The sequence below is a fragment of the Micromonospora sp. MA102 genome, from assembly GCF_025460765.1.
Classification (GTDB): Bacteria; Actinomycetota; Actinomycetes; order Mycobacteriales; family Micromonosporaceae; genus Micromonospora; species Micromonospora halotolerans.
In genome coordinates, this window is the sequence record NZ_JAMWEG010000009.1 from 80,795 (window position 1) to 104,225 (window position 23,431).

General features: G+C 72.7%; 27 protein-coding genes and 1 tRNA gene. 18 read left to right on the forward strand and 10 right to left on the reverse strand.

All coding sequences use genetic code 11. The features are described 5' to 3' along the window. Positions 1 to 14: 14 nt before the first annotated feature. Both NFX44_RS19395 and NFX44_RS19400 read left to right on the forward strand, forming a co-directional pair. Positions 15 to 4,577: a cation-translocating P-type ATPase gene (locus tag NFX44_RS19395; protein WP_262284974.1), complete on the forward strand. Its 4,563-nt coding sequence runs from the start codon at positions 15 to 17 to the stop codon at positions 4,575 to 4,577. Continuing rightward, positions 4,567 to 5,355, forward strand: a complete 789-nt coding sequence (locus NFX44_RS19400) for an MBL fold metallo-hydrolase (RefSeq protein WP_262284975.1) — start codon at positions 4,567 to 4,569, stop codon at positions 5,353 to 5,355. Before NFX44_RS19395 ends, NFX44_RS19400 begins: the two co-directional genes overlap by 11 nt. 55 nt (positions 5,356 to 5,410) lie before the next feature. Here the strand turns inward: NFX44_RS19400 and NFX44_RS19405 are convergent, their stop codons facing one another. Beyond that, positions 5,411 to 5,830 carry a CBS domain-containing protein gene (locus tag NFX44_RS19405; RefSeq protein ID WP_262284976.1) on the reverse strand — a complete coding sequence of 140 codons (420 nt, stop codon included), beginning with the start codon at positions 5,828 to 5,830 and terminating at the stop codon, positions 5,411 to 5,413. Between the two features lie 220 nt (positions 5,831 to 6,050). On the opposite strand from NFX44_RS19405, the gene NFX44_RS19410 reads away from it, so the two are divergent. Next, on the forward strand, positions 6,051 to 7,538 hold the full coding sequence (locus tag NFX44_RS19410) for a serine/threonine-protein kinase (protein ID WP_262284977.1): 1,488 nt from the start codon (positions 6,051 to 6,053) through the stop codon (positions 7,536 to 7,538). A gap of 42 nt (positions 7,539 to 7,580) precedes the next feature. Further along, positions 7,581 to 8,042, forward strand: coding sequence for a GNAT family N-acetyltransferase (locus NFX44_RS19415; protein ID WP_262284978.1), 462 nt, complete (start codon positions 7,581 to 7,583; stop codon positions 8,040 to 8,042). A 4-nt stretch (positions 8,043 to 8,046) separates the two neighbouring features. On the opposite strand, the gene NFX44_RS19420 is transcribed toward NFX44_RS19415, so the two are convergent. Further along, a complete protein-coding gene (locus tag NFX44_RS19420; RefSeq protein ID WP_262285165.1) occupies positions 8,047 to 8,994 on the reverse strand; it encodes an L-threonylcarbamoyladenylate synthase in 948 nt (315 codons plus the stop codon). A 75-nt stretch (positions 8,995 to 9,069) separates the two neighbouring features. On the opposite strand from NFX44_RS19420, the gene NFX44_RS19425 reads away from it, so the two are divergent. Both NFX44_RS19425 and NFX44_RS19430 read left to right on the forward strand, forming a co-directional pair. Beyond that, positions 9,070 to 9,621: a hypothetical protein gene (locus tag NFX44_RS19425; protein WP_262284979.1), complete on the forward strand. Its 552-nt coding sequence runs from the start codon at positions 9,070 to 9,072 to the stop codon at positions 9,619 to 9,621. 52 nt (positions 9,622 to 9,673) lie between these two features. Further along, positions 9,674 to 10,570: an aminoglycoside phosphotransferase family protein gene (locus tag NFX44_RS19430; protein ID WP_262285166.1), complete on the forward strand. Its 897-nt coding sequence runs from the start codon at positions 9,674 to 9,676 to the stop codon at positions 10,568 to 10,570. Here NFX44_RS19430 and NFX44_RS19435 read toward each other — a convergent pair. Continuing rightward, a complete protein-coding gene (locus tag NFX44_RS19435; RefSeq protein ID WP_262284980.1) occupies positions 10,564 to 11,166 on the reverse strand; it encodes a helix-turn-helix domain-containing protein in 603 nt (200 codons plus the stop codon). The genes NFX44_RS19430 and NFX44_RS19435 overlap by 7 nt on opposite strands. A gap of 63 nt (positions 11,167 to 11,229) precedes the next feature. On the opposite strand from NFX44_RS19435, the gene NFX44_RS19440 reads away from it, so the two are divergent. Next, a complete protein-coding gene (locus NFX44_RS19440; protein WP_262284981.1) occupies positions 11,230 to 11,820 on the forward strand; it encodes a dienelactone hydrolase family protein in 591 nt (196 codons plus the stop codon). Positions 11,821 to 11,824: 4 nt separating this feature from the next. Here NFX44_RS19440 and NFX44_RS19445 read toward each other — a convergent pair whose 3' ends face one another. Then, positions 11,825 to 12,178: a hypothetical protein gene (locus tag NFX44_RS19445; protein ID WP_262284982.1), complete on the reverse strand. Its 354-nt coding sequence runs from the start codon at positions 12,176 to 12,178 to the stop codon at positions 11,825 to 11,827. Positions 12,179 to 12,308: 130 nt separating this feature from the next. Between NFX44_RS19445 and NFX44_RS19450 the strand changes: the two genes are divergently transcribed. Together NFX44_RS19450 and NFX44_RS19455 are read left to right on the forward strand one after the other, a co-directional pair. Further along, complete coding sequence (locus NFX44_RS19450) at positions 12,309 to 13,013, forward strand: VOC family protein (protein WP_262284983.1); 705 nt, start codon at positions 12,309 to 12,311, stop codon at positions 13,011 to 13,013. Between the two features lie 19 nt (positions 13,014 to 13,032). Then, positions 13,033 to 13,569 carry an alpha/beta hydrolase gene (locus tag NFX44_RS19455; protein WP_262284984.1) on the forward strand — a complete coding sequence of 179 codons (537 nt, stop codon included), beginning with the start codon at positions 13,033 to 13,035 and terminating at the stop codon, positions 13,567 to 13,569. 51 nt (positions 13,570 to 13,620) lie between these two features. On the opposite strand, the gene NFX44_RS19460 is transcribed toward NFX44_RS19455, so the two are convergent. Beyond that, positions 13,621 to 14,310: a nucleotidyltransferase family protein gene (locus tag NFX44_RS19460; RefSeq protein ID WP_315974610.1), complete on the reverse strand. Its 690-nt coding sequence runs from the start codon at positions 14,308 to 14,310 to the stop codon at positions 13,621 to 13,623. A 104-nt stretch (positions 14,311 to 14,414) separates the two neighbouring features. Beyond that, positions 14,415 to 15,236 carry a TetR/AcrR family transcriptional regulator gene (locus tag NFX44_RS19465; protein WP_262284985.1) on the reverse strand — a complete coding sequence of 274 codons (822 nt, stop codon included), beginning with the start codon at positions 15,234 to 15,236 and terminating at the stop codon, positions 14,415 to 14,417. On the opposite strand from NFX44_RS19465, the gene NFX44_RS19470 reads away from it, so the two are divergent. The 6 genes from NFX44_RS19470 to NFX44_RS19495 all read left to right on the forward strand — a co-directional run bounded on the left by NFX44_RS19470 (position 15,171) and on the right by NFX44_RS19495 (position 20,596). Next, the gene (locus NFX44_RS19470) at positions 15,171 to 16,295 is read left to right on the forward strand and encodes an NAD(P)/FAD-dependent oxidoreductase (RefSeq protein ID WP_262284986.1); all 1,125 of its coding nucleotides are present in this window, start codon (positions 15,171 to 15,173) and stop codon (positions 16,293 to 16,295) included. The two genes, NFX44_RS19465 and NFX44_RS19470, sit on opposite strands and share 66 nt — an antisense overlap. 69 nt (positions 16,296 to 16,364) lie before the next feature. Beyond that, on the forward strand, positions 16,365 to 16,955 hold the full coding sequence (locus NFX44_RS19475) for a GrpB family protein (RefSeq protein WP_262284987.1): 591 nt from the start codon (positions 16,365 to 16,367) through the stop codon (positions 16,953 to 16,955). Positions 16,956 to 17,060: 105 nt separating this feature from the next. Then, the gene (locus NFX44_RS19480; protein WP_262284988.1) at positions 17,061 to 17,765 is read left to right on the forward strand and encodes a hypothetical protein; all 705 of its coding nucleotides are present in this window, start codon (positions 17,061 to 17,063) and stop codon (positions 17,763 to 17,765) included. A gap of 49 nt (positions 17,766 to 17,814) precedes the next feature. Beyond that, positions 17,815 to 18,807, forward strand: coding sequence for a sulfotransferase (locus NFX44_RS19485; RefSeq protein ID WP_262284989.1), 993 nt, complete (start codon positions 17,815 to 17,817; stop codon positions 18,805 to 18,807). 219 nt (positions 18,808 to 19,026) lie between these two features. Beyond that, complete coding sequence (locus tag NFX44_RS19490) at positions 19,027 to 19,407, forward strand: YciI family protein (protein WP_262284990.1); 381 nt, start codon at positions 19,027 to 19,029, stop codon at positions 19,405 to 19,407. A 136-nt stretch (positions 19,408 to 19,543) separates the two neighbouring features. Continuing rightward, positions 19,544 to 20,596, forward strand: a complete 1,053-nt coding sequence (locus NFX44_RS19495; RefSeq protein ID WP_262284991.1) for a hypothetical protein — start codon at positions 19,544 to 19,546, stop codon at positions 20,594 to 20,596. A 100-nt stretch (positions 20,597 to 20,696) separates the two neighbouring features. Here the strand turns inward: NFX44_RS19495 and NFX44_RS19500 are convergent, their stop codons facing one another. Continuing rightward, positions 20,697 to 21,305 (reverse strand): low temperature requirement protein A, encoded by a 609-nt coding sequence (locus tag NFX44_RS19500; RefSeq protein ID WP_315974613.1) that lies wholly within the window; start codon positions 21,303 to 21,305, stop codon positions 20,697 to 20,699. Then, entirely contained in the window at positions 21,245 to 21,394 is a 150-nt protein-coding gene (locus NFX44_RS19505) for a hypothetical protein (RefSeq protein ID WP_262284992.1), read from the reverse strand. Before NFX44_RS19505 ends, NFX44_RS19500 begins: the two co-directional genes overlap by 61 nt. Before the next feature lie 184 nt (positions 21,395 to 21,578). Between NFX44_RS19505 and NFX44_RS19510 the strand changes: the two genes are divergently transcribed. The 3 genes from NFX44_RS19510 (at position 21,579) to NFX44_RS19520 (ending at position 23,165) form a co-directional block, all read left to right on the forward strand. Next, entirely contained in the window at positions 21,579 to 21,800 is a 222-nt protein-coding gene (locus NFX44_RS19510; RefSeq protein WP_262284993.1) for a tyrosine-type recombinase/integrase, read from the forward strand. Between the two features lie 160 nt (positions 21,801 to 21,960). Beyond that, positions 21,961 to 22,341, forward strand: coding sequence for a VOC family protein (locus NFX44_RS19515; RefSeq protein ID WP_262284994.1), 381 nt, complete (start codon positions 21,961 to 21,963; stop codon positions 22,339 to 22,341). A 629-nt stretch (positions 22,342 to 22,970) separates the two neighbouring features. Then, complete coding sequence (locus NFX44_RS19520; protein ID WP_262284995.1) at positions 22,971 to 23,165, forward strand: hypothetical protein; 195 nt, start codon at positions 22,971 to 22,973, stop codon at positions 23,163 to 23,165. Between the two features lie 15 nt (positions 23,166 to 23,180). On the opposite strand, the gene NFX44_RS19525 is transcribed toward NFX44_RS19520, so the two are convergent. Further along, positions 23,181 to 23,256, reverse strand: a tRNA-Ala gene (locus NFX44_RS19525). A 40-nt stretch (positions 23,257 to 23,296) separates the two neighbouring features. Continuing rightward, positions 23,297 to 23,425, reverse strand: coding sequence for a DLW-39 family protein (locus tag NFX44_RS19530; protein ID WP_208818042.1), 129 nt, complete (start codon positions 23,423 to 23,425; stop codon positions 23,297 to 23,299). Positions 23,426 to 23,431 lie beyond the last annotated feature (6 nt).

Genomic DNA, 23,431 nt, shown 5'->3' on the forward strand with positions numbered 1-23,431 from the left:
GGCCGTACGCCTCGATGACCTCGCTGGGCCGCGTCGCCGGCCTCCTGCTGTCACCGGCCACCGTCCCCGACGCGGTGGCTCGGGTCGCGCGTACCGTCGCCACCGCCGTGCCGGACACCGCCCGTACCGTCGGGTCCGCCCTGCCGGAGACGGCCAGGAACGCCGTGCCGGACAGAGTCGCCGACGCGGCGGGGACCGTGGGCGCGGCGGCGACCCGGCTGGCCCGCCTCGCCGGTCTGACCCGGCGCCGGGTCTGGTCGCGCGACGGCCGCCACCACATCGAGGTGCACGGCGTCTGCCAGGACGGCGGGGACCAACTGGCCCGGCAGGTCGAGGCGGCGCTGGAGGCGATGCCCGGCGTGACCTGGGCCCGGGTCAACGCGCCGTCCGGCCGGGTGATCGTGGCGGTCGAGGAGCCGAAGCCGAAGCTGCGCGACGTGATCGCCACCGTGGCGCGGACGGAGCGCATCTGCCCGCACGAGCCGGACCCCGACGTGCCGCCGCCGCACCCGCCCGAGGAGGGGCCGCGCACCGCCCGCACGATGGGCGCGCTGGCCTCGGACGCGCTCGGCCTGACCATCTCGGCGGCCACCCGGATCCTGCCGTTCGCCCCGATCCCCGCCGAGGCGGCCGGCCTCCTCGGCGCCGTCGACCTGCACCCGAAGCTGCACGGCCTCGCCGACCGGGGCCTGCGCGCCGACCCCCGCGCCGACCTGCTCTTCCCGCTCGCCGAGGCGGTGGTCCAGGGGCTCACGGGCGGCTGGGCCGGCATCGTGCTCGACGGCGCGCAGCGGGTGGTGCAGTGGGGCGAGGCGCGGGCCCAGCTCGCCGCCTGGACGAAGGCCGAGCCGAGGCTGACCGGCGCGCCGGACCGCGCGGTAGCCCGAGTCCCCGACGGCGAGCGGCCCTGCCCGGTCCCGGACGGCCCGGTCGAGCACTACGCGAGCCGTATTCTCGCCGCGGGGGCGGCGGCCGGGGCGGCGGCGCTGCCGGTGGCCGGCGGGAAGCGGGCCGCCGCGCTGGCCCTGTCGTCGCTGCCGAAGGCCCCGGGCAGCGGCCGTGAGGGGTACGCCGCCCAGCTCGGCCGGATGCTCGCCCGGCGCGGCGTGATCGCCATGGACCGCGGCGTGCTGCGCCAGCTGGACCGGATCGACACGGTGCTGCTCGACGCCGCGGTCCTCGGCTCCGACCGGGGCGTGCTGGCCGACCTGGCGCCGCTGCCCGGCGCGGACACCGGTCAGGTGGCCGGCCGGGCGTTCGCCCTGTTCGACCCGGCCGACCCGCAGGCCGTCCGGAACTCCGACGGCTGGCGGCTCGGGCCGCTGGACCGGCTGGACGCCGTCGACCCCGGCGACACCCCGGACAGCGCACGGCTGCGCGAGGAGGGCGGCCGGCTGCTCGGGCTGGCCGAGGGCGGGCGGCTCGCCGCCGTGCTGCGGGTCGAGCCGGAACCCGTGCCCGGGGTGGACGCCCTGGCGACCGCCACCCGCCACGCCGGCCTGCGGCTCGTGGTCGGCGGGGACGACGACGGCCGGCACGACTTCGCCGACGCCCACGTGCCCGGCGGCGACCGGCTCGCCGACGCGGTCCGCGACCTGCAACGCGAGGGCGCGGTGGTGCTGGTGGTCTCCGGCGACCGGGCCGCGCTCGGCGCCGCCGACTGCGGGCTGGGTGTCTCCGCGCCGGAGGACCTGCCGCCCTGGGGCGCGCATCTGCTGGTCGGCGACGACCTGCGGACCTCCGCCCTGCTCATCGACGCGACAGGGGTGGCCCGGCGGATGACCGGGCAGAACATCCGGATCGCGATGGCCGGCACCGGGCTGGGGGCGCTGGGCGCGTTCACCGCCGACCGGGAGCGGCTGCCCCGCCCCACCCTCGCCGCGGTGAACGGGGCCGGCGCCCTCGCGTTCGCCCACGGCGTCTGGCGGGCCCGGCGGCTGCCGGACCGCACCCGTACGCCGGTGCCGGCGCTCACCGCCTGGCACCTGATGCCCGTGCCGACCGTCCTGGACCAGCTCGGCACCCGCCCCGAGGGGCTGACCGGCGAGGAGGCGGCCCGCCGCCGACGCGCCGTGACCGGGGACGGGCAGGGACCGACCGGGCTGCTCCGCGCCTTCGTGGACGAGCTGTCGAACCCACTCACCCCGGTGCTCGCCGCCGGGGCGGTGCTCTCCGCGACGTTCGGTTCGCTGGTCGACGCCGCCCTGGTCGGCGGCGTCGTGGGCGGCTCGGCGCTGATCGGCGCGGTGCACCAGCGCAACACCGAACGGTCCCTGGCCGCGCTGCTGTCCCGCTCGGCGGTGACCGCCCGGGTGCTGCGCGACGGCGCGGAGCGGGTGGTGGCCGCCGAGGAGCTGGTCGCCGGGGACGTCGTCGCGCTGGGGTCCGGCGATGCCGTCCCGGCCGACTGCCGGGTGCTGACCAGCGACGGGCTGGAGACCGACGAGTCGTCCCTGACCGGCGAGTCGCTGCCGGTGGGCAAGAGCCCCGAGCCGGTGGTGGCCGCCGCGATCGCCGAACGGCACTCGATGCTCTACGAGGGCACCACGGTCGCCGCCGGCCACGGCACCGCCGTGGTGGTGGCCACCGGCGAGGAGACCGAGGCGGGGCGCAGTCTCGCCCTGGCCCGGCAGGCGCCCCCGGCCAGCGGGGTGGAGAGCCGGCTCGGGAAGCTGACCAGCGCCGCCGTGCCGCTGGCCGCCGGCTCGGCCGTCGCGGTGGCCGGGGCGGGGCTGCTCCGGGGCGTACCCCTGGTGGAGACGGCGGCGACCGCCGCGAACCTGGCCGTGGCCTCGGTGCCCGAGGGATTGCCGTTCCTGGTCAGCGCCGCGCAGCTGGCGGCGGCGCGGCGGCTGGCCGAGCACGGCGCGCTGGTGCGCAACCCGCGGACCATTGAGGCACTGGGCCGGGTCGACGTGCTCTGCTTCGACAAGACCGGCACCCTCACCGAGGGCAAGCTGCTGCTGGCCGGGGTGGGCGCCGGCGACGACCGGTACGCCCCGCCGGACCGGCTGGACGAGCCGCTGCGGCTGACCCTGGCCGCCGCGCTGCGGGCCACCCCGGCGGCGGCCGACCCGGACCAGCTGCCCCAGCAGACCGACCGCGCGGTACGCCGCGGCGCGGGCACCGCCGACGTCGTGGAGCAGACGGGCGCTCCGGACTGGACGGCGGTGGGCGGGCTGCCGTTCGAGCCGTCCCGGGGCTACCACGCCACGGTCGGCCGCACCGCCGACGGGCTGCTGCTCAGCGTGAAGGGGGCGCCCGAGTCGGTGCTGCCGCGCTGCGCGGCGCGGCGGACCAGCGGGGGCGACACGCCGCTGGACCCGGCGGGCCGGGACGCGCTGCACGCGATGCTCGCCGAGCGGGCCGGGGCCGGGCACCGCATCCTGGCCGTGGCCGAGTGCCGGGTGGCGGCCGAGTCGGTGACCGACGAGCAGGTCGACGGGCTGGTCTTCGTCGGCTTCCTGGCCCTCGCCGACGGGGTGCGGGACAGCGCCGCGCCCGCGGTGCGGCGGATCCGGCAGGCCGGCGTGCACACCGTGATGATCACCGGAGACCATCCGGCCACCGCCGAGGCGATCGCCGCGACCATCAGCCCCGACCACGGCGAGCAGCGGGTGGTCACGGCCACCGAGCTGGACCGGCTCGACGACGAGGCCCTCGCGGAGCGGCTCATGGCCACCGACGTGGTGGCCCGCTGCACCCCGGCGCACAAGGTGCGGATCATCCAGGCGTTGCAGCACCGGGGCCGGACGGTGGCGATGACCGGTGACGGCGCCAACGACGCCCCGGCCATCCGCCTGGCCGACGTGGGCATCGCGCTCGGCCAGCGCGGCACCCCGGCGGCCCGCGCCGCCGCCGACCTGGTGGTCACCGACGACCGGCTGGAGACGATCATCGCCACCCTCGTGGAGGGGCGGGCCATGTGGTCGTCGGTCCGCCACGCGCTGAGCATCCTGGTCGGCGGCAACCTCGGCGAGATCGCGTTCAGCGTGCTGACCGCCGCCGCCACCGGGCGGTCGGCGCTCACCGGCCGGCAACTGCTGCTGGTCAACCTGCTCACCGACCTGGCGCCGGCGCTGGCCATCGCGGTCCGTCCACCCGCCTCCGACGGGGCCGACCACCTGCTGCGGGAGGGACCCGACACGTCGCTCGGCGAGACGCTGACCCGGGAGATCGCGCTCCGGGCCGCCGCCACCACGCTGGGCGCGACCGCCGGCTGGACGCTCGCCCGGTGGACCGGCCGGGAACGCCGGGCCGGCACGGTCGCGCTCGCCTCGCTGGTCGGCACCCAGCTCGGCCAGACCGTCCTGGCCGGCGGCACCAGCCCCGCCGTGCTGGCCTCCACGGCCGCCTCGATCGGCGCCCTGATCGTCGTGGTGCAGACCCCCGGGGTCAGCCAGTTCTTCGGCTGCACCCCGCTCGGCCCGGTGGGGTGGAGCATCGCCGCCGGGTCCGCGCTCGGGGCCACCTTCGCCAACGGCGCGCTGACCCGGCTGGTCGACCGCCTGCCCCAACGCGGCACCCACCCGCATGGGGAGGCCGATCAGGGGTACCGCGAGGAGCATGACGCCTGAGGTGACCTTCGTCGGCACGGCGACGACCCTGCTGCGGCTCGGCGGGTTCACCCTGCTCACCGACCCGAACTTCCTGCACCGGGGCCAGCGGGCCTACCTGGGCCGGGGGCTGTGGTCGAAGCGGAGCACCGACCCGGCGCTGACCATTCCCGAGCTGCCCACGCTGGACGCCGTGGTCCTGTCCCACCTGCACGGCGACCACTTCGACCGGGTGGCCCGGCGCGGGCTGGACCGCTCCCTGCCGATCGTCACCACACCCCAGGCGGAACGGAAGCTGCGCCGCTGGGGGTTCCAGGCAGCGGAAGGGTTGCCCACCTGGCGGTCCTGTGAGCTGCACCGCGGGGACGAGACGGTGCGCCTGACCGCGCTGCCCGGCCAGCACGGGCCCGGCGCGCTGGACCGGCTGCTGCCCGACGTGATGGGCACCCTGGTCGACCTGGAACAGGCCGGCCAGCGCCGGTTCCGGCTCTACGTCACCGGCGACACGCTGCGCCGCCCGCAGCTCGCGCAGATCCCCGAACGGTTCCCGGACATCGACGCCATGCTGATCCACCTCGGCGGCACCCGGATCGCCGGCATCCTGCTCACCATGGACGCGCGGCAGGGCGCCGACGTGGTGGAGCTGATCCGGCCCCGGCTCACCGTGCCGATCCACTACGACGACTACCCGGTGTTCCGCTCCCCGCTGCGGCACTTCGTCGAGGAGGCCCGCCGGCGCGGCTTCGTCCGGCAGGTCCGCACCATCCAGCGTGGGGAGACCGTGCCGCTGACCCCCTGACGTGGTTCGCCGCCCCGTCCGGCGCACGGCCGGAGGGGCGGCGGAAGGGACCTGGTCAGGTGCGCTCGGAGATCGCCTCGATGAGGTCGCCCACCGGGCGTTCCGGCAGCGAGCGGGCCACGTCGGCGACGGCCACGATCCCGACGAGCTCGTGCCCGTCGATCACCGGCAGCCGGCGTACCTTGTGCTTGCCCATGGTCCGCAGGATCTCGGCCGCGTCGTCGTCCGCGCCGATGGTCACGGCCTCGCCCTGGGCCAGCTCACCGGCGGTCACGTCGGCCGGATCCTTGCCCTGGGCCAGCACCTTCACCACGATGTCCCGGTCGGTCACCATGCCCTTGAGGCGGTTGTCGTCGCCGCAGATGGGCAGCGAGCCCACCCCGAGCTCGGCCATCCGTCGGGCGGCGGTCCGGAGGTCGTCCTGCTCCCGGACACAGCTCACGTCGCTGGTCATGATCTCGCGTGCGGTCGGCATTGGCATGACACCTCACTTTCGGGGGGTTGTTACCCGTACCTCCTACCCCCGCGGGCCGCGGCCATGCCGACTACCTGGCCGGGCGACGCTGGCGACGGGCACCGGATTGACTACCTTGGGTGGATGGTCCACGACGAACAGTGCCCCGTGAACCGGCGGGCCGACGGTCCATCAGCGACCTCCCCGTGTGAGATCGGGCCGGGCTGGAAAAGGTGACGTCGTGTCGCGACGTCTGCTGAATGGCCGGTACCAGTCCGAGGAGCTGCTGGGCAGCGGCGGCATGGGCGAGGTGTGGCGCGGGCGGGACCTGCGGCTGGACCGACCGGTCGCCATCAAGGTGCTCACGGCGGCCGGCGTGAAGGAGCCGATGGCCGCGGAACGCTTCGACCGCGAGGCCCGCACGGCGGCCCGGTTGGCCCACCCGCACATCGTCGCCGTCTACGACTTCGGCACCGAGGAGAACCACTCCTACCTGGTGATGGAGCTGGTGGAGGGGCGGACGGTCGGCGACCTGATGGCCGCGGGCCCGCTCCCGGTGGTCCAGGCGCTGTCGATCGCCGTGCAGGCCTGTGACGGGATCGCCGCCGCGCACGCCGCCGGGGTGGTGCACCGGGACATCAAGCCGGGCAACCTCATCGTCACCCCCGCCGGCACCGTGAAGATCTGCGACTTCGGCATCGCCCGCCTGCCCCGGCTGGCCGGCCAGAACACCCTCACCGGCCCGGCGACCAAGCTCGGGACCAGCTCGTACATGTCCCCGGAGCAGGCGCTCGGCGGTCCGGTGGACCCCCGCACCGACCTGTACGGCCTGGGCTGCACCCTCTACGCGATGCTCGCCGGCACCCCGCCGTTCGCGGGTGACCCGCTCAGCGTGTTGCACCAGCACGTCAACGAGCCGCCCCCGCCACTGCGGGACCGCCGGCCGGACGTACCGGTCGAACTCGACGCCCTGGTGTCCGAGCTGCTGGCCAAGGACCCGGCCGACCGGCCCGCCGACGCCGCGGTGGTCCGGGAGCGCCTCGCGGCCCTGCTACCCCGCGCCGGCACCCCGCTCGCGGTCGTCGCGATCGACGCCGTACTGGCCGATCCCGGGCCGCCGCCCGCACCCGAGCCGGCCGCGCCGGCGACCGACCCGGGCGACCGGTCGGGACGGTCCCGCCGCGGCCCGCTGCTCGTGGTGGCCGGCCTGGTCGTCCTCGCGCTGCTCGCCCTCGCCGGTGTCACGCTGCTCAACCGGGACGGCGAGGGGTCGCTGGCCGGGCCGACCGCGACGACCGGCCCGGCCGCCACGCCCCCGGCCGCGCCGAGCGTGCCGGTGGTGCCGGTCACCGTGGCGCCGACCACGCCCCGGTCGCGGACGCTCGCGCCGGCGACCCGCACCCCGGCCGCCACACCGACGCCCAGCCCCCGGATCACCTCCGCGAGGCCGAGCCCCACCCGACCCCGGGACCCGATCGTGGCCCTGCGGCTGTCGATCCAGGAGCAGGTCGACGCGGGACAGCTGAACCCGGACGCGGCGAGGGACCTGCACGCCAAGGTGGACGCGATCGCCAAGGAGACCGCCGAGGGCGACACCGAGCAGGCGCAGGAGCAGATCAAGAAGCTCCGCGACAAGCTGAGTGAGCTGCTCCGCGGCGGGAAGCTCACCGCCGCCGGCTACGACGCCCTCGGCGCCGACGTCGACCGGGTCGCCGCCGAGCTGGCCTGAAACCGGTCGAGGCCGGTGCGGTCCGGCGGCTAGGGTGCGGCCGTGCCGTCACCTCGCCTGGAGCAGATCACGCCGGACAACGTCCTGGCCGCCTGCGCGATCGCCGTCCGTGAAGACCAGGAGGGGCTGGTCGCCCCGGTGGCCCGGTCGCTCGCCGAGGCGTACGCCCAGCCGGCGGTCGCCTGGCCCCGGCTGATCGTCGGCGACGACCGCCCGGTGGGCTTTCTGATGGGCTTCCTCGACATCCAGTGGAATCCGGACGACCCGACCGACGTCCGCTCGGGCCTGTGGCGGCTGAACATCGCCGCGGACGAGCAGGGCCGGGGCTACGGGCGGTTCGCCGTGGCGGCGCTCGCCGACGAGCTGCGTCGCCGGGGCACGGACCGGATGTTCGTCACCTGGGCGCCCGGCCCGCACGGCCCGGAACGCTTCTACCACCGCCTCGGCTTCTCGCTCACCGGCGAGACGAGCGGCGACCAGGTGGTCGGCGTGCTGGCCCTCTGACGGGTCAGTGCCAGGTGGCGGCGGCCCGCCGCAACCGGTCGTTGATCGCCCGGCCCACCCCGACCTCGGGGACCGGCTCGGCGACGATCTCGGTGACCCCGGTGGCATCGAGCCGGTGCAGGGCGTCGAAGAGGCGTGCGGCCGCCGCCGTCAGGTCACCCTCGGGCGACAGCACCTCCACCGCCGCCCAGTCACCCCGCGCCGGTGGCTCCCGGAAGGCCAGGAACCCGCGCCGGCCGCCGTTCCCCTCGGCCGCCGCACCCAACCGCAGCGGGGTACGCGGGGCGTAGTGCGCGGCCAGCGTCCCGGGCGCGACCGGCTGGCCCGAGCTGCCCTGGCGTACCTCGACCGGACCGGCCGCCTCGACCAGCGCCTCCACCGGCAGCGCGCCCAGCCGGAGCACCACCGGCCGCCCGCCCCGGGCGTCCACGATTGTCGACTCGATCCCGCACCGGGTCGGCCCGCCGTCGAGCACCACGTCCACGGCGGCGCCCAGCCCGGCCACCACGTGCTCGGCCCGGGTGGGGCTGAGCTGCCCGAACCGGTTGGCGCTGGGCGCGGCCACCGGCACCCCGGCGGCGGCGATCAGCGCCCGCGCGGACGGCTCGTCGGGCACCCGCACGGCCATGGTGTCCAGGCCGGACGTGACGATCGGCGGGATCGCCGCCGGCCGGTCCACGATCAGGGTGAGCGGTCCGGGCCAGAAGCGCTCCACCAGCGCGGCCACCGCGGGTGGCACCGCGCCCACCAGGCCGGGCAGGTCGGCCGCGTCGGCCAGGTGGCTGATCAGGGGGTCGAAGCTGGGCCGGGCCTTCGCCTCGAAGATGCGTGCCGCCGCCCGGGCGTCCAGCGCGTTCGCGCCCAGCCCGTAGACGGTCTCGGTGGGGAAGGCGACCAGGCCGCCGGAGCGCAGGACGGCGGCGGCCTCGGCGATGCCGCTCTCGGCCGGCAGGACGCGCGGGGATCCGGTGCTCACGCACCCGACGCTAGTCTGCCGGAGCGGCCGGCCCGGCACTACCCTGCCCCCATGGGCAGGCGGGTGGCGCTGGCGGTGGCCGCCTTCCTCGTGCTGGTCGGCGGTATCGGCCTGCTGACCGCGCTGCCGGCCGTCCAGCGGGCCATCTCGCCGGACGCCGAGCCCACGCCCCTCCCGCTCCGCCTCGCCGGTCCCCGCTACGACGACCTCACCGTCGACCTCGACCCCGGCCGGTACGCCGTCTGGGCCACCCGGCCGACCAGCGCCCCGGACCGCGACCGCTGCCGGGTGACCGGTCCCGACGGCCGGCCGGTGCCGGCGGCCGACCCCGGGCGGGTGGTCGAGTGGACCGAGGTGGCCACCGACGACACGGTCTGGACCTGGACGTCGACCTTCGCCGCCCCGGTGGCCGGCGGCTACCACCTCACCTGCCGGCTCGACCCCGACGCCCCCGGTCAGCAGTACGCGGTCACCCGGGAACCGGACCGCCGGCTCGCCCTGCGCCTGCGGCTGGCGCTCTGGCGGGGTCTGCTGGTGGCGGCCATGCCGGCCGGCCTCGTGGTCCTCGCCATGACGCTGACCTGGCGCCGCCGGGCCGAGTGAACTCGTTTGCGGCCCGCGCCCGCGCCGATCCAGGATGATCGCCGTGACCCGGATGAAGATGCACGCCGACGAGGTGCACACCGACGTCGACCTGGTCCGCCGGCTGCTTGCCGGGGAGTTCCCGCAGTGGGCCGACCGGCCGCTCCGCCTCGTCCCCTCGCACGGTACGGACCACGACGTCTACCGGCTCGGCGACGACCTGGCGGTGCGGCTGCCCCGGATCGGCTGGGCCACGCAGCAGGCGGCCCGGGAGGCCGAGTGGCTGCCCCGGCTGGCCCCGCTCCTGCCGCTCGCCCTGCCCGTGCCGGTGGCCATGGGCGGCCCCGCCGAGGGCTACCCGTTCGACTGGTCGGTCTACGAGTGGCTGCCCGGCGAGAGCGCCAGCACTGCCCGGTACGACCCGGACGCCGCGGCCGTCGACCTGGCCGCCTTCATCGCCGCACTGCGGCGGATCGACACCGCCGAGGCGTATGCCCGGCCACCCCGGGCCCGGGGGGCGGACCTCGCGGAGCTGGACGAGGCGGTCCGCGACGCCGTGCGCCGGCTCGGCGACCGGGTCGACGGCCCCACGGTGCTGCGCGCCTGGCAGGAGTCGCTGGACGCGCCGGCCTGGAGCGGGCCGGGGCTCTGGCTGCACGGCGACCTGCTGCCGGGCAACCTGCTGGTGGTCGACGGCCGGCTCTCCGCGGTCATCGACTTCGGCGGGCTGAACGTCGGCGACCCGGCCTGCGACCTGCAACCGGCGTGGAACCTGTTCAGCGGCGGCAGCCGTGCCCGGTTCCGCGCCGAACTGGCGGTGGACGACGCCTCCTGGCTGCGCGGCCGGGGCTGGGCGCTGCTCCAGGCGGTGATCGCCCTGCCCTACTACTGGGACACCAACCCGGGGATCGTCCGGCAGACCTCCCACGCCCTGCGCGAGGTGCTCGCCGACGCGGCCGCCCGCTACTGAGCGGTGTCGGGCCGGTCGGCCGCGTCCCGGTCGGTGTCCGGGAGGGTGGGCGCGTCGGTCGGGTAGAGGCCGGCAACGAACCCGTACACCTGGTCGCCGGAGCGGGGGATCTGGGCGAAGCGGCGGGCGAGCGCCTGGACCTCCGCCCAGAACGTCCGCACCTCCTCGATCGGGATGCGCGCGTGGACGAGCGTGCACCGCAGGTCGTCGGCGGCGTGGGCCGCGGCGGCCTCGGCGGCGGCCTCGGCCAGGCCGTTGATGCGCGCGACGACCTGCTTGTCCTCCGGCCGGTTGAGCACGCCGACGTAGAACGTGCGGGCGACCCGGCCGTAGAACCGCTCCTCGATGGCCCGGACCCGTCGTGTCCGCACCACCCGGAGCAGGCCGGCGTCGACCAGCAGGTTCACGTGGTAGGCCACGCTGCTCTTCGGGCGGTCGACCGCGCGGGCCATCTCGTTGACCGTCGCAGCCCGCTCCAGGAGCAGCTCCAGGAGCGTGGACCGCAGCGGGTCGGCCAGCGCGCGCAACTGCTCGGGCGCGCTGACCACGAGCATCTCGTCGAGGTCGTAATCCGGGATCTGCTGATTGACCGACATTTCTCGACCGTTCTAGAATTCTGGATCATTCGATCGCTGTGGTTCGTTGACAGGAGTCTAGAGATGGCCGAGATCATCCTCTTCCACCACATCCAGGGGCTCACCGACGGCGTCCACGCCTTCGCCGACCAGCTGCGCGCCGGCGGGCACACCGTGCACACACCCGACCTGTTCGACGGCGAGCGCCCGGCGACCATCGAGGACGGCGCCGCGCTGACCAGGCGCATCGGCGGCGCGGTGCTCGACGAGCGCGCCGACCGGGTCGTGGCCGACCTGCCGAAGGAACTGGTCTACGCCGGTGTCTCCTGGGGCGCCGCCACCGCGCAACGGCTCGCACAGACCCGGGCCGGCGCCCGCGGCGCCCTGCTCTACGAGTCGTGCCTGCCGGTCACCGGCGAATGGGCCGTCGGACCGTGGCCCGACGGTGTCCCCGTGCAGATCCACGGCATGGACAAGGACCCGTTCTTCGCGCTGGAGGGCGACATCGACTCCGCCCGCGAGCTGGTCGGGATCGTCGGGCCCGAGCGGGCCGAGCTGTTCGTCTACCCGGGCGACGCGCACCTGTTCACCGACAGCTCACTGCCCTCCTACGACGCCGACGCGACGGCCCTCGTGGTGCGGCGCTCGCGGGAGTTCCTCGACCGGCTGGGCTGACCCCTCAGTGGCACAGCACCGCCACGTTGACGAAGAGGCAGCACGAGGCGACCGTCGTCAACAGGATCGCGCCGGCCGCCCGGAGCGCGACGTCGACGCCACCCCGTCCACGCCGGGTAACGGACAACGTCTGCTCCAGGACGACCAGGAACACCCAGCCCGGCAGCAGCAGCGTCAGGTAGAAGTCCCAGGCCGGGTTCGCGAACACGCTCGCGTTGCCGTTGCCGCCGTAGTTGGGGCAGTCCTCGAAGCGGGTGATCGGCTGGAGGACCGCCAGCAACGCCACGAAGAAGGCGCCGCCGAGGAGGCAGACCCGGAAGCCACTGAGACGGGACGGCGGCTTCCGGTCCTCGATCATCGGCTCAGCCTAGAGGCGTGCCCGGTTCCGTCGGCCACCCGGAAACCACGACCCTCGGCGAGCGGCGCGGCCGCACCGACTGCTCCGAAACCGCCTTGTTGTCCTGCTGGACCGTCTCTACGGTGCAGGAATGCTCTCGCGAACGCTGACGGTGACCTTCGATGCGCACGACCCGGCTCGCCTGGCGCGGTTCTGGGCCGGCATGCTCGGCCGGGAGGTCGTCGAGGACGCCGGCGCCGTTCTCCTGCCCGGCGATGACACGCAGGTCGGCCTCCAGTTCGTCCCGAGCAACACGACGAAGGCGGGGCCGAACCGCATCCACCTCCACCTGACCAGCGCCCAGCCCGGCGACCAGGAGCGCACGGTCGCGACGGCGCTGGAGCTCGGCGGCGGCCACCTCGACGTCGGGCAACGCCCCGAGGAGGGGCACATCGTCCTCGCCGACCCCGAGGGCAACGAGTTCTGCGTGATCGAAGCGGGCAACGGCTTCCTCGCCGGGTGCGGGCTGCTCGGGGAACTGGCCTGCGACGGCACCCGGGAGGTAGGCCTCTTCTGGAGCGCGGCGCTGGGCTGGCCGCTGGTGTGGGACCAGGACGAGGAGACCGCGGTCCAGTCACCGCACGGCGGCACGAAGGTCGCGTGGGGCGGCCCGCCCGTCGCGCCGAAGAAGGCGAGGAACCGGCAGCGCTTCGACCTCGCCCCGGCCGGCGGCGACCAGCAGGCGGAGGTCGACCGGCTGGTCTCCCTCGGGGCCACCCGGCTCGACGTCGGTGAGGACGGCGCCGTCGAGCTGGCCGATCCCGACGGCAACGAGTTCCGCGTCAGGCGGAACTGATCTGGATAGGGTCGTCCGCATGGCTGACGCTGTCGTGATTCCCGGCGCCTGGTTCGGTCCGGGCGCTCCCCTGCTGATGTACGCCGGCGACGTGGCGGAACAGCGGGGCGCGACGGTGCATCGACACTCGTGGTCGCGGGAGTTTCCGGGGCTCGACCAGCCCGAGATCGAAGGCTGGGTGGGCGGCGAGATCGCCCCGCTGATCGACACCGTCGGCGGTCGGCCACTGCTGATCGGCAAGTCGCTGGGCACGAACGCGGCAGCGATCGCCGCCGAAAGGTCCTTGCCCGCCGTGTGGCTCACGCCCCTGCTCACCCTGCCGTGGGTGGCTGACGCGTTGGGCCGCGCGACCGCGCCGTTCCTGCTCGTGGGTGGCACTGGCGACGAAGCATGGGACGGTGACGTCGCCCGCCGGTTGACGCCCCATGTGCTGGAGGTCGAAGGCGCGGATCACGGCATGTACGTACCGGGCCCGCTGACCGAGTCGATCGCGGTGCTCGGTCGAGTCGTGGTCGCCGTGGAGGAGTTCCTCGACGCGATCCGGTGGCCCAGCTAGGCCCCTGGTCCCGCTCCGCACCCGCCGGCTGGGCTGCCGCACGGCTGACGACTACGGCGGAGCGACTGTGACGTGCGGCCATCGCCTGCCCGGGTCGTGGCGTGACAGACGCGCTCGTGAAAGCTCGGCCGTGATCCGTCGTGGGTTGCGCCGCCAGACGCCATCGAGCAGGTCGTCCAGCCCGAGCGGGGCGCAGACGTGCAGTGTCCCGGCAGCGTCGAACCGCACCGCCACGCAGGTAGCGGTTTCGGGCCAGGTGGCAACGGCATCGGCTACGGAGTGGAGTGCAGGGACGGGCCCCGTACCGAACACGCTCTCGTACCAGGTGTGCACGGCTGCCTGGTTGGTCGCCTCCCACGGGACCGCGGGCTCACGGAGTCGTAGAAGCTCGGTAGCGGCGGCATCTCTGCCGGGGGTGAGGTCGTTCGCGTCGAAGAAGGCGACGTCGACGTCCCGAACGTCCTGAGGATCGAAGCCGCCTCCGTACCGCTGGCCCCAGACGAGATCCCGAAGAACGCCGGCCCCTACCCACGCGTCCGGTAGGCCGGACTCCCGGACGGTCCTCAGCACGTCGAGTAGCCACGGGCACGATGCGATCAGCTCGGCCAGCTCGGTGGTCCGTGAGCTGCGCGGCTCAGTTGGCGGCGGATCGACGAACCCGACGGGAGGCTCGTCGACGCACCGGCCGCGTCGGTACTCCTCGTCCCAAGCGTCAGAAGCGGATCCCCGCACATTCACCACGCCACGCTGTCAGATGATCGTGATCCGTGCGGCCCCCTTGTAGGGGGCTGTGTTGACCTTCGGCAGCTCCGGATGCCTGATCGAGGTCCGTCGGGCTCAGCCGATCACGTGTGGGGATGGCTGGTGATGCCGTCCAAAATGGTGGTCAGGTTGTGGTGGAAGGTTTCCTCGGCGCTGAGGTGGGCGCCGTCGATGACGAGCCGGGCGACAGTCGGATAGCGACCCGTTTCGAGCATGCGGTTCAGGTAGGGGCCGAGGCTGACCTGCCAGGCGGTCAGGTCGGTGCCGGTGGAACGGGCCGTGCGTCGCTCGGTGACCTCCCTGCGGAGCGCTCCGGTGATGAAGGCGTTGAGGGCGCCCAGGGCTCGCTGGAGGTCGTCGATGTTGCGTACGCCCGGGGCCTGGCTGAGCGCCGCCGCGGTCGATTCGCCCACGGCGAGCGCGTGAGGTCCCAGATGCGGCCGTGCGCCGTGCAGGTCGGCGAACCACTCGTGCGCCAAGGCGACGTCCCGGGTGCGGTGAACGATGGCCAGGACCGTGGCGCGCCACCCGGAGTGCTGGCCGGCCTCGGCGATCTCGGCGTAGACGGCATCGACCATCAGGTCGAGCAGCTCGGACCTGTTGACCACGTAGTCGTAGAGCCGCATCGGACCGACGCCGAGCTCCTTGGCGATCTTGCGAACGGACAGCCCGTCGAGGCCGTCCGCGTCGGCGAGCCGGATCGCCGTGGCGGCGATCTTTTCGCGGCTCAGCGGCACCGGCGCCGCCCGGGGCCGAGGCTCGGGCCGTTCCCAGACGGGCACGGGTGCGCTACCGTACGGCGTATTCATAAGATACAGCGTACGGCAGAGGGGATGACGATGCGAATCGCGATCGCCGGTGGTGGTCTCGGCGGCCTGACGCTGGCCCGAATCCTGCACCGGCACGACATCGACGCGGTGGTGTACGAGCGCGAGGCAAGCCGAACCGCGCGGACGCAGGGCGGATCGCTCGACCTGCACCCGGAGTCCGGGCAACAGGCCCTGGCCGAGGCGGGACTCGCCGGCCGGTTCCGCACCGAGGCTCGGCCGGAGGGCGAGGAACATCGCATCCTCGACCCGGCCGGACGCACCCTCGTGCACCACAAGCCACAACCCGGCTCGTTCTCCGGACGGCCCGAGATCGACCGGAGGGCACTGCGTGACCTGCTGCTCGATTCGCTCCCGGGCGACGCGGTTGCGTGGCAGCACCGGCTCGTCGCGGCGACCCCACGACCGGACGGGAGCTTCGAGCTGACGTTCGATGGCGGCCACCGCGCCGACTGCGACATCCTCATCGGCGCGGACGGCGCGCGCTCGGTCGTCCGGTCGCTGCTGACCGACGCAAAGCTGTCCTACGTGGCCACCCTGGTCGAGCTGAGCATCAGCGACGCCGACCGGCGCCACCCGGCTCTCGCCGAGCTGGTCGGCCCCGGAAACCTGTGGTGCGTCGGCGTGAACCAGATCCTTGCCGCGCAACGCCTCGGCGACGGCACCATCCGAGTCGGTATCTCCCTGCGCGCAGAAGACCGCGGCCTCGACACCTACCGCAGCAAGCGCGCTCTGCTGGACCTGTTCGACGGCTGGGACCCAGGCCTCACCGCACTCATCGAAGCCGGCGACGGCGCGCCGACGCCTCGCCGGATCGAAACGATGCCCATCGGCACGCGCTGGGCCCACCAGCCGGGCATCACCCTCATCGGTGACGCCGCGCACCTCATGCCGCCGGTCGGCGAGGGCGCCAATCAGGCCATGCTCGACGCCGCCGAACTCGCCGGCGAACTCACCGCCAACCCCGCCGACCCCGACTCGGCGATCCGGGCGTACGAGGAGGCGATGTTCACCAGGACCCACGCGATCGCCGAGATGTCCGCGCGGGTCCAGGCGATGATGCTGTCTCCCACCGCGGCGGAAGACATCACGCGCTTCTTCACCCCGCGCTCCAGCGAGCCGGCACCCGCAGGATGAGAACGCAGGGGACTTCCGGCCGGGCGAACGGGGCTGTGAATCGCGGGGGACCTCACTAAGGTGCCTCCAATGCGCATTCCACCTCTGCCTAGGGCATCGCTGGATCTCACCGGCGACAAGGCTGCGAAGCGGGCAGTCGGCAACCGGCCGGCGAACGTCACCTCCCCCATCACGATCGACGCCTACAACCCTGAGTGGCCCGCAATGTTCGCCAAGGAGGAGGCGGCCATCCGTGCTGCGCTCGGCACCAGGGCACTTGCGGTCGAACACGTCGGGTCGACCGCCGTACCCGGTCTCGCGGCCAAGAACCGACTCGACATCGACCTCATCGTTGCGGACCCGGCAGATGAAGATGCCTATGTGCCGCCGCTCGAAGCCGCCGGCTACTTCCTACGCACCCGTGACCCCGACTGGTATCAGCACCGCTGCCTCTGGGCCCACGACCACGGCGTGAATCTGCACGTCTTCGGCCCTGACTGCGATGAGTATCTCCGGCACCTGCTCCTCCGAGACTGGCTCCGCGACCACCCGGAGGATCGCGATCGCTATTCCGCCGAGAAGCAGCGAGCCGCCCAGGAACACCCGATGGACATGGCGTTGTACGTCCAGGGCAAGTCGGCGATCATCATCGACATCCTCAAGCGGTGCGGGCTGCGCTGAACAGCGCATGGACATGATCGGCGCCCGCCGTGGGACAAAATCGGGTGGATGGCACGCTAAGGACGAGGCAAGGCGGGGCCGCGGATCGCGCGCGCGGGGGACACAATGATCGATGTGGAGAGCCAGAGCCTCGCGCCGGCGAAGGTGTACGTGTGGTCGCGGGTGTTGGCCGCGGCCGCGCTCTGGACTTCGATCATTCCCGCGGCATGGTCAAGCGTGCGGAATGGTTGGGACCTGGCGTTGGTGTGGTGGCTCCCGACCGTTGTCGCCGCGATCCCGCTGTGCGTTCCCGGTCGTAAGCCGTTCCGGGTCGCCGCCCTTACCGCCGCCGTGCTGCTATCTGTGTTGTCGGTGCCGGGCTTGCTCTTCGGGTGGTTCCTCCACCTTCCGGCCGCGCTGATTCTCGTCGCCGCCGCACAGGCCGACCCGTTGCAGCGGACGCCGAGGCTGTCCCGTCTGGCGATCGCCGTCGGCCTGACGGTGGCAATGGTCACGACCGCGGGTTGGGCCGTGGAAATCTACCGGATGGCCCTGGCCCCGCCGGATACGTTCACGGTCCATACCAGTTCCAGGTTCGACCCGATGGAGCCGCCCTTCAGAAGAATCATCGAGGCCGACGGGAGCGGCATCGGATCTGGCGCGGACCACGTGAGCTTCACAGGGAGCGATGACGGCACCGGCCCTGTCCTTGCGGTCGGCTTTCCCAAGGACTTGTCCGGCGCGGAGCAGGATCGGCTCAGACAACACCTGCTGGAGTTGCCCGAGGTGACCGATGTCCGCCTCTGCCCCCGCCTACAGCCCTGGTGCTAGTCGCGCAGCTACGCCCGGTCAGCGGAACGGGGCGAGCGGGATATTGTGGTTGCGGGGGCGCGGCGCCGGTACTTGGCTGATCGTCATGTATGCCCCCTCACCGATCTTCGTAGCAGGTACGGGTCGTTCGGGAACGTCGCAGCTCGCGGACATTCTCGGCGAGCACCCGGAGATCCACCGGATTCCGATGGAGACGCGCTTCATCGTCGATCCGGGTGGCTTGCGGGACCTGGCGGACGCACTCACGATTCGATATGACCCTTTCGTCGGTGAGGACGCCCTGCGCAGGCTGAGCGACTTCCTGACGGTGCGAGTACCCGGCCGGCGCGACGACCGCGGCAGGACCGTTCCCGAGGTCGTCGGCGAGCGGCACTACTGGGACGCGGTGGGACGGCTGTGGCCGCAGCTCGTCGCGTGCACGTTCGACGAGTCGGCGCCTGCGGCAGGCTCCCGCCACGCCGACTGGCCTGCCGGGCCGTTCGAGCCGCGGAGTCAGCGGCGGGTGATCCCGAGGTATTTCAGCGATCGGCGTGAACTGATCGGGATCCTTCGTCGCGCGGTCGACACGATGTTCGGCGAAGCCGCCGCCGATGCGGGTAAGCCGGCCTGGTGTGAGAAGACGCCGTTCAACCTGCTGTGCATGGACTTCCTCTGGGAGCTCGTCCCGGAGGCGACCATCGTCCACATCAAACGTCACCCGGTCGCGGTGGTCGCGTCCCACGTCGACCAGCCATGGGCACCGCCCACGGTCGACGGCGCGCTCGCGTGGCTGAAACCGGTCTATGACCGATGGCTCGACTGGAAGGCCACGGTGAATCTGACGGACAGGCGATATGTCGAGGTGAAGGCCGAGGATCTCGCGGCCGACTGGCCCGCGCAGCGGCGCGCCCTGTTCGAACGGCTCGGTGTCGACGACTTCGCGACCCCGTCGACGTTCGAATCACACAGAGTGGTCAACCGCAATGACCAGTTCGACCCCGGAACCCGCGAGTTCGTCGAACGAACACTGGGCGCTGTCATCCCAGCCATGGGATACGCGTAACCCGCTCGCGGTTTGCCGGAGAGTCAAGCGTGCGAGGGTGCGTTCGAAGGACGGAGTCCGATCCTCCCTCAGTCACCACGCCGGGCTTCCTCGAAAGAAGTTTCCGGGATGATGTCGTATCAAAGCGCAGCCGTTCGTAGAACGAGTGTGCGGCGGCCGGCGGGGCCGCCGGACACGAGGAGTCGGACAGGGCCGTCTCCCGGGACTGAGGAGACGACCATGACGGAGTACCTGATCACCTTCAACGATGAGTGGGTGCCCCATCACACGGCGGAGGAGCTGCGTGAGAAGGCCACGGCGGCTCGGGCCGTGATTGAGGAGATGCAGGCCGACGGTGTCCTGATCTTCACCAACGGCGGGCTCGACCGGTCCACCGCGGTGTGCAGTGTCGAGCCGGTCGACGGCAATCCCCTCTTCACCGACGGCCCGTACGTCGAGAGCAAGGAGCACCTCGGCGGCTTCGTCGTCGTGGACGTGCCCGACGACACGGCGGCGCGATACTGGGCCGGCCGGCTCGCGACCAAGCTCAACTGGCCCCAGGAGGTGCACCGGTTCCGAGGCCCCGGGCAGGTCCGGCGTAACGGCTCTGGGGAGACGTGAGCGCGGCGCTCAGGTACCTGCTGTCCCCACGGGCCGGCCGAGCGCACCGAGCTCGCCTGGTCAGTTCGGGTCATTGGCCGTCGCCTTCATCGAGTACCGTCCTGGCGGCACACTCCTCATCACACGGGGGAACCTCATGACCATTTCCTTCAGGTCCCAGCGGATGCTCGCCTGGACCGCACCCGTGGCGCTCGCGCTGACCGCGCTCGCCCCGGCCCTGCCAGCCCAGGCCGCGCCGAAGCCCGCGCCAACCGTCACCACGAGCCCGATCGACAAGGACCTCAACGGTGACGGCGTCGCCGACCTGGTCACCGTCGGCGGTCCGGGCGCCGGTCTCGCCTCCGGCGTCTGGTCCGCGCTCGGCGTGAAGTCCCGCAAAACCGGAGTCGGTACCGGCCAGGTCCAGACCCCAGCCACCAACATCGGCCTGCGCGGCAACGGCTTCGGTGGCACCTACTCCGCGGCCGAGTTCGACGGCGCACAGGTGATCACCGGCCACTTCTTCGGCGACACCGAGCAGGACTTCCTCGCCTACTACCCGGGTGGGGCCTACGCCGGCAACGGCACGGTCATCAAGGGCGCCGGCGACGGCACGATGCTCGACCCGGCCAGCGGCAACCAGGCAAACATCGGCCTGGACTACCTCCTGGACGCCAACGGCAACTCACCGCTGACGCTGGTCAACGGCTACGTCGCCGACGGCATCGACAACGGCCTCCCGGACCTGATCGGCATCTCCGGGGACGCCACCAACGGCTACCGCCTCGGCTACCACCCCAACTTCGGCTCGCCGGGCCTCTACTTCGGCACCACCACGCTGACCAACCCCACCCCTACGGGCGGGAGCGACTGGCAGAACTGGAGCATCGCCAGCACCGAGACCGCCTCCGGCGTCGCGCTGTTCCTGCGCAACGCCACCAGCGGTGACCTGTACCTGTGGACCGGGGTCACCATGGTCGACAACGGTGACGGCACCGGCACGTTGACCCACATTCAGTACCAGGTGGCGGCCAGCTGGAACACCGGCGTCACGATCAGCACCCTCTCGGCCGCCGACATCAACCTCGACGGCACCCCCGACCTGTGGACCGTGCTGCCCAACGGCACCTACCGGGCCTACCTGATCTCCGGCCTGTCCACCAGCGGCACCGCAAACGTGACCGCCACCCGCGCACAGCGGCTGGCCTGACCCTGCTTGGGGCGCGCCACCACCCGTCGGCGCGCCCCAGCCGGGCCGGCCAATCGAACCCTCCGACCTGAAATCGGAAGGTCAGCGGTTCGACCCTCCGCTAGGCGGCCGGGGATGGAGCCTCTGGTGGGCGACCGGCGGCCTTCCAGGCGTCGGCGAGGGCGATGCCGAGGAGCACGACGGCAGCGGCGACGGCGGCGAGCAGTGGCGGGCCGAAGTACAGCGGCGGCGCGAGCAGGACCAGAGCGGCGATGCCGACGAACCGCCGTACGGCGAGCCGGTCGAAGACGCACCGTTCCAGCCGGATCCGGCCGAACAGGAAGACCGCCGGCCCGCCGAGGATCACCACGAGCCAGGCCGCTTGGACGCGCCCGCCTGGACGGGCCAGCACGTCTTCCGAGCCCACTGCGATGAAGACGATGCCGATCACCATGAACACGTGGGCAGCGCCAATACGTTGGCCGAGCAGCGCGGGGTTCGATGACACCTCGACGGCCTCGGCCAGGATCTGGCCGGTGCGATAAAAGTAGATCCGACACAGCAGCACGGACGACAGGAATGTGATCACCAGGGCCGTGGTTTCGGCGGGGGAGCTGTGGTGATGTGTGTAGGTGAGGCCTATCGACACCACCGTCTCGCCGAGCGCGATCAGCAACAGTTGCTGGTACCGCTCGGGCAGGTGCCGACCGTGTACAGCAACGACAGCCAGCGCGGGCGCACGTCGTCGGAGAGCAGGTCCGGCACCACCCGGCTGACCACGCCGATCAGGGCGAAAACCAGCACCAGGTCGAAGAACAACTCCAGGAAGTTGGCCTGCCGGGACTCCTCCTCACCGCGCAGGATGTCCCGTGCCTGCGCCGACTCCGATGTTCGCCCTACCCGCCCATGCTCGCCGGGCCAATTCCTTCTGTGCGCCGATTCACCTGTTTCACCGACAAGGTGCTGACGGCAGTACAGCGCCGACGCGAGCCAGGCCCGCCGGATGGAACCTGCGCCAAGTCGTGGTTGGTTGCACCTCCACGACCTACGGCACGCCTTCGCCACGTTCCTGCTCGACCAGGGCGAGGAGCTGCGCACGGTCACGGAGCTGCTTGGGCACTCCAACCCCCGCCTTGCAAAGGCGGCTCCACAGTTGATGCTTGCTGATCAATGCAGACGACTGCTGTTGTCGTCCGGGACTTTGCCGTCCCGTACCAACGGTTGACGGCTGTTGTCGCGCGTCTCGCTGACTTCCTGATGGGCACCCTCGTCCAGCCCCGCTCGCCTCGCCCGGTACGATCGCGAGCTTGTTCTCACTGCGGGGAGCCCATGAGATCCGCGTGCGACCGCCCCGGCAGTTCCCATGCTGAGAGTAGGTTTCGTCAATGGCATGCCGTATCGGTGAGATCGTGCTCAAGTGCCGCGACCCCGAGGCGCTGGCGCGGTTCTGGTGCGAGGTCCTGGACTTCGTAGAGCTCGATCGCGAAGCGGAGGTCTACATCGAGATCGGCCCGCGCGAAGGGTTCGGCGGCCCGCAGCCGACGATCTTCCTGATCCGCGACGACGAGCCGAAGAACGGGCATGCCCGGCTGCACATCGACGTCAACCCCACCGACCGCGATCAGGACGCCGAGCTCGAGCGCCTCCTGGCCGCCGGGGCCAAACTCGTCGACATCGGTCAGCCCGCGGATGCGTCCTGGCACGTCCTCGCCGATCCAGAAGGCAACGAGTTCTGCCTGCTCAAGCGCCGCCTCGACCCACTCTGACGGCCCTCGCCCAAACGATCGACGCAGCCGCCACCCCGCAGCCGCCGACAAGATGCCGACAAGATCTGGCGACCCCCATCAACAGCTGGGGGCCGGGTGGACGCTCGACCCGCCCCGTGTCGCATGCGTGTTGGCGAGGCATTGACCCAGCCAACGGAACCTCGCCATCCCGTCGCCACGTCAAGACGGCCTTGACACACGGACGGACGCTGGCAGTCCCGGCGGCGGTCTGCTCGGCTCGCCCCGGGTCTTCGGCGGTGGGATAGCGCCAGCGCAACCACCCATGGACCGCGACCCGCCGACGGAGCCCCGGCCATCCTGGAGCCGGAGCGCCCCGCCGGAGGCGCACTAGCCGCAACCCCGCGACCGCCGGCAGTTCGCCGACGCGGCTGGCGTGCCCTCCCCTACGCCGCTCGGGCACGTGGCCGCGCGGCCCGGCCGGCTGCCGGCCCACCCCTCACCCGTCAACGGTCTGTCGTTCTGCGGCGGCCCCCGGGCTTCCCGCTGTCCGCGCCAGCCGCCGGGCGTCAGGCGTGACGGCCGCAGAGCGACAGCGGCAGCGGCCGGCGCGCGCCCAGGCGGCGGCGCGTGCGGCCCGTTGCGGGCCGCCTTGGTTAGTGTCCGGCGGGGTGCCGGTCAACATCGTTCAGGCGGTGATGGGCCACGAGCAGGCGTCGACCACGCTCAACCGATACACGCACACGCCGGCGGATTTTCACGAGTCGGTGCGCAGGGTCTTCGGCGGTGCTGCTGACGATTCGCTGACGACCAAAGATGATCCTCGATCCGGCGGGGAAGCAGAGGAGGAGGAAGAGAGGCCGTGAGCTGGCTGGATGATGTGGTGGAGCCCAGGGGACTCGAACCCCTAACCCCTGCCTTGCAAAGGCAGTGCTCTGCCAGTTGAGCTAGGGCCCCGAGGCGGGCGAATTCGCCCGGTGCTGACGGCCAGGCGCGGTCAGCGCAGGTCGGGCGCGGTGGTCGCCTCGTGCCAGAGAGCGCGCTCGTCGTTCGATGCCTTGATCTTCTTGGCCACGACGGCGGCGACGCCGACGACGCCGGCCAGGATCAGGAGCTTCTTGAACATGGGCTT

Excerpts from the sequence above, each read along its gene's own strand:
- NFX44_RS19490 (WP_262284990.1), top strand. The coding sequence starts at position 19,027 with ATGACGGAGTACCTGATCACCTTCAACGATGAGTGGGTGCCCCATCAC.
- NFX44_RS19400 (WP_262284975.1), top strand. The coding sequence starts at position 4,567 with ATGACGCCTGAGGTGACCTTCGTCGGCACGGCGACGACCCTGCTGCGG.
- NFX44_RS19515 (WP_262284994.1), top strand. The coding sequence starts at position 21,961 with ATGGCATGCCGTATCGGTGAGATCGTGCTCAAGTGCCGCGACCCCGAG.
- NFX44_RS19475 (WP_262284987.1), top strand. The coding sequence starts at position 16,365 with ATGCGCATTCCACCTCTGCCTAGGGCATCGCTGGATCTCACCGGCGAC.
- NFX44_RS19495 (WP_262284991.1), top strand. The coding sequence starts at position 19,544 with ATGACCATTTCCTTCAGGTCCCAGCGGATGCTCGCCTGGACCGCACCC.
- NFX44_RS19440 (WP_262284981.1), top strand. The coding sequence starts at position 11,230 with ATGGCCGAGATCATCCTCTTCCACCACATCCAGGGGCTCACCGACGGC.
- NFX44_RS19450 (WP_262284983.1), top strand. The coding sequence starts at position 12,309 with ATGCTCTCGCGAACGCTGACGGTGACCTTCGATGCGCACGACCCGGCT.
- NFX44_RS19510 (WP_262284993.1), top strand. The coding sequence starts at position 21,579 with ATGGAACCTGCGCCAAGTCGTGGTTGGTTGCACCTCCACGACCTACGG.
- NFX44_RS19430 (WP_262285166.1), top strand. The coding sequence starts at position 9,674 with ATGAAGATGCACGCCGACGAGGTGCACACCGACGTCGACCTGGTCCGC.
- NFX44_RS19405 (WP_262284976.1), bottom strand. The coding sequence starts at position 5,830 with ATGCCGACCGCACGCGAGATCATGACCAGCGACGTGAGCTGTGTCCGG.
- NFX44_RS19395 (WP_262284974.1), top strand. The coding sequence starts at position 15 with ATGACCTCGCTGGGCCGCGTCGCCGGCCTCCTGCTGTCACCGGCCACC.
- NFX44_RS19470 (WP_262284986.1), top strand. The coding sequence starts at position 15,171 with ATGCGAATCGCGATCGCCGGTGGTGGTCTCGGCGGCCTGACGCTGGCC.
- NFX44_RS19455 (WP_262284984.1), top strand. The coding sequence starts at position 13,033 with ATGGCTGACGCTGTCGTGATTCCCGGCGCCTGGTTCGGTCCGGGCGCT.
- NFX44_RS19480 (WP_262284988.1), top strand. The coding sequence starts at position 17,061 with ATGATCGATGTGGAGAGCCAGAGCCTCGCGCCGGCGAAGGTGTACGTG.
- NFX44_RS19435 (WP_262284980.1), bottom strand. The coding sequence starts at position 11,166 with ATGTCGGTCAATCAGCAGATCCCGGATTACGACCTCGACGAGATGCTC.
- NFX44_RS19530 (WP_208818042.1), bottom strand. The coding sequence starts at position 23,425 with ATGTTCAAGAAGCTCCTGATCCTGGCCGGCGTCGTCGGCGTCGCCGCC.
- NFX44_RS19445 (WP_262284982.1), bottom strand. The coding sequence starts at position 12,178 with ATGATCGAGGACCGGAAGCCGCCGTCCCGTCTCAGTGGCTTCCGGGTC.
- NFX44_RS19425 (WP_262284979.1), top strand. The coding sequence starts at position 9,070 with ATGGGCAGGCGGGTGGCGCTGGCGGTGGCCGCCTTCCTCGTGCTGGTC.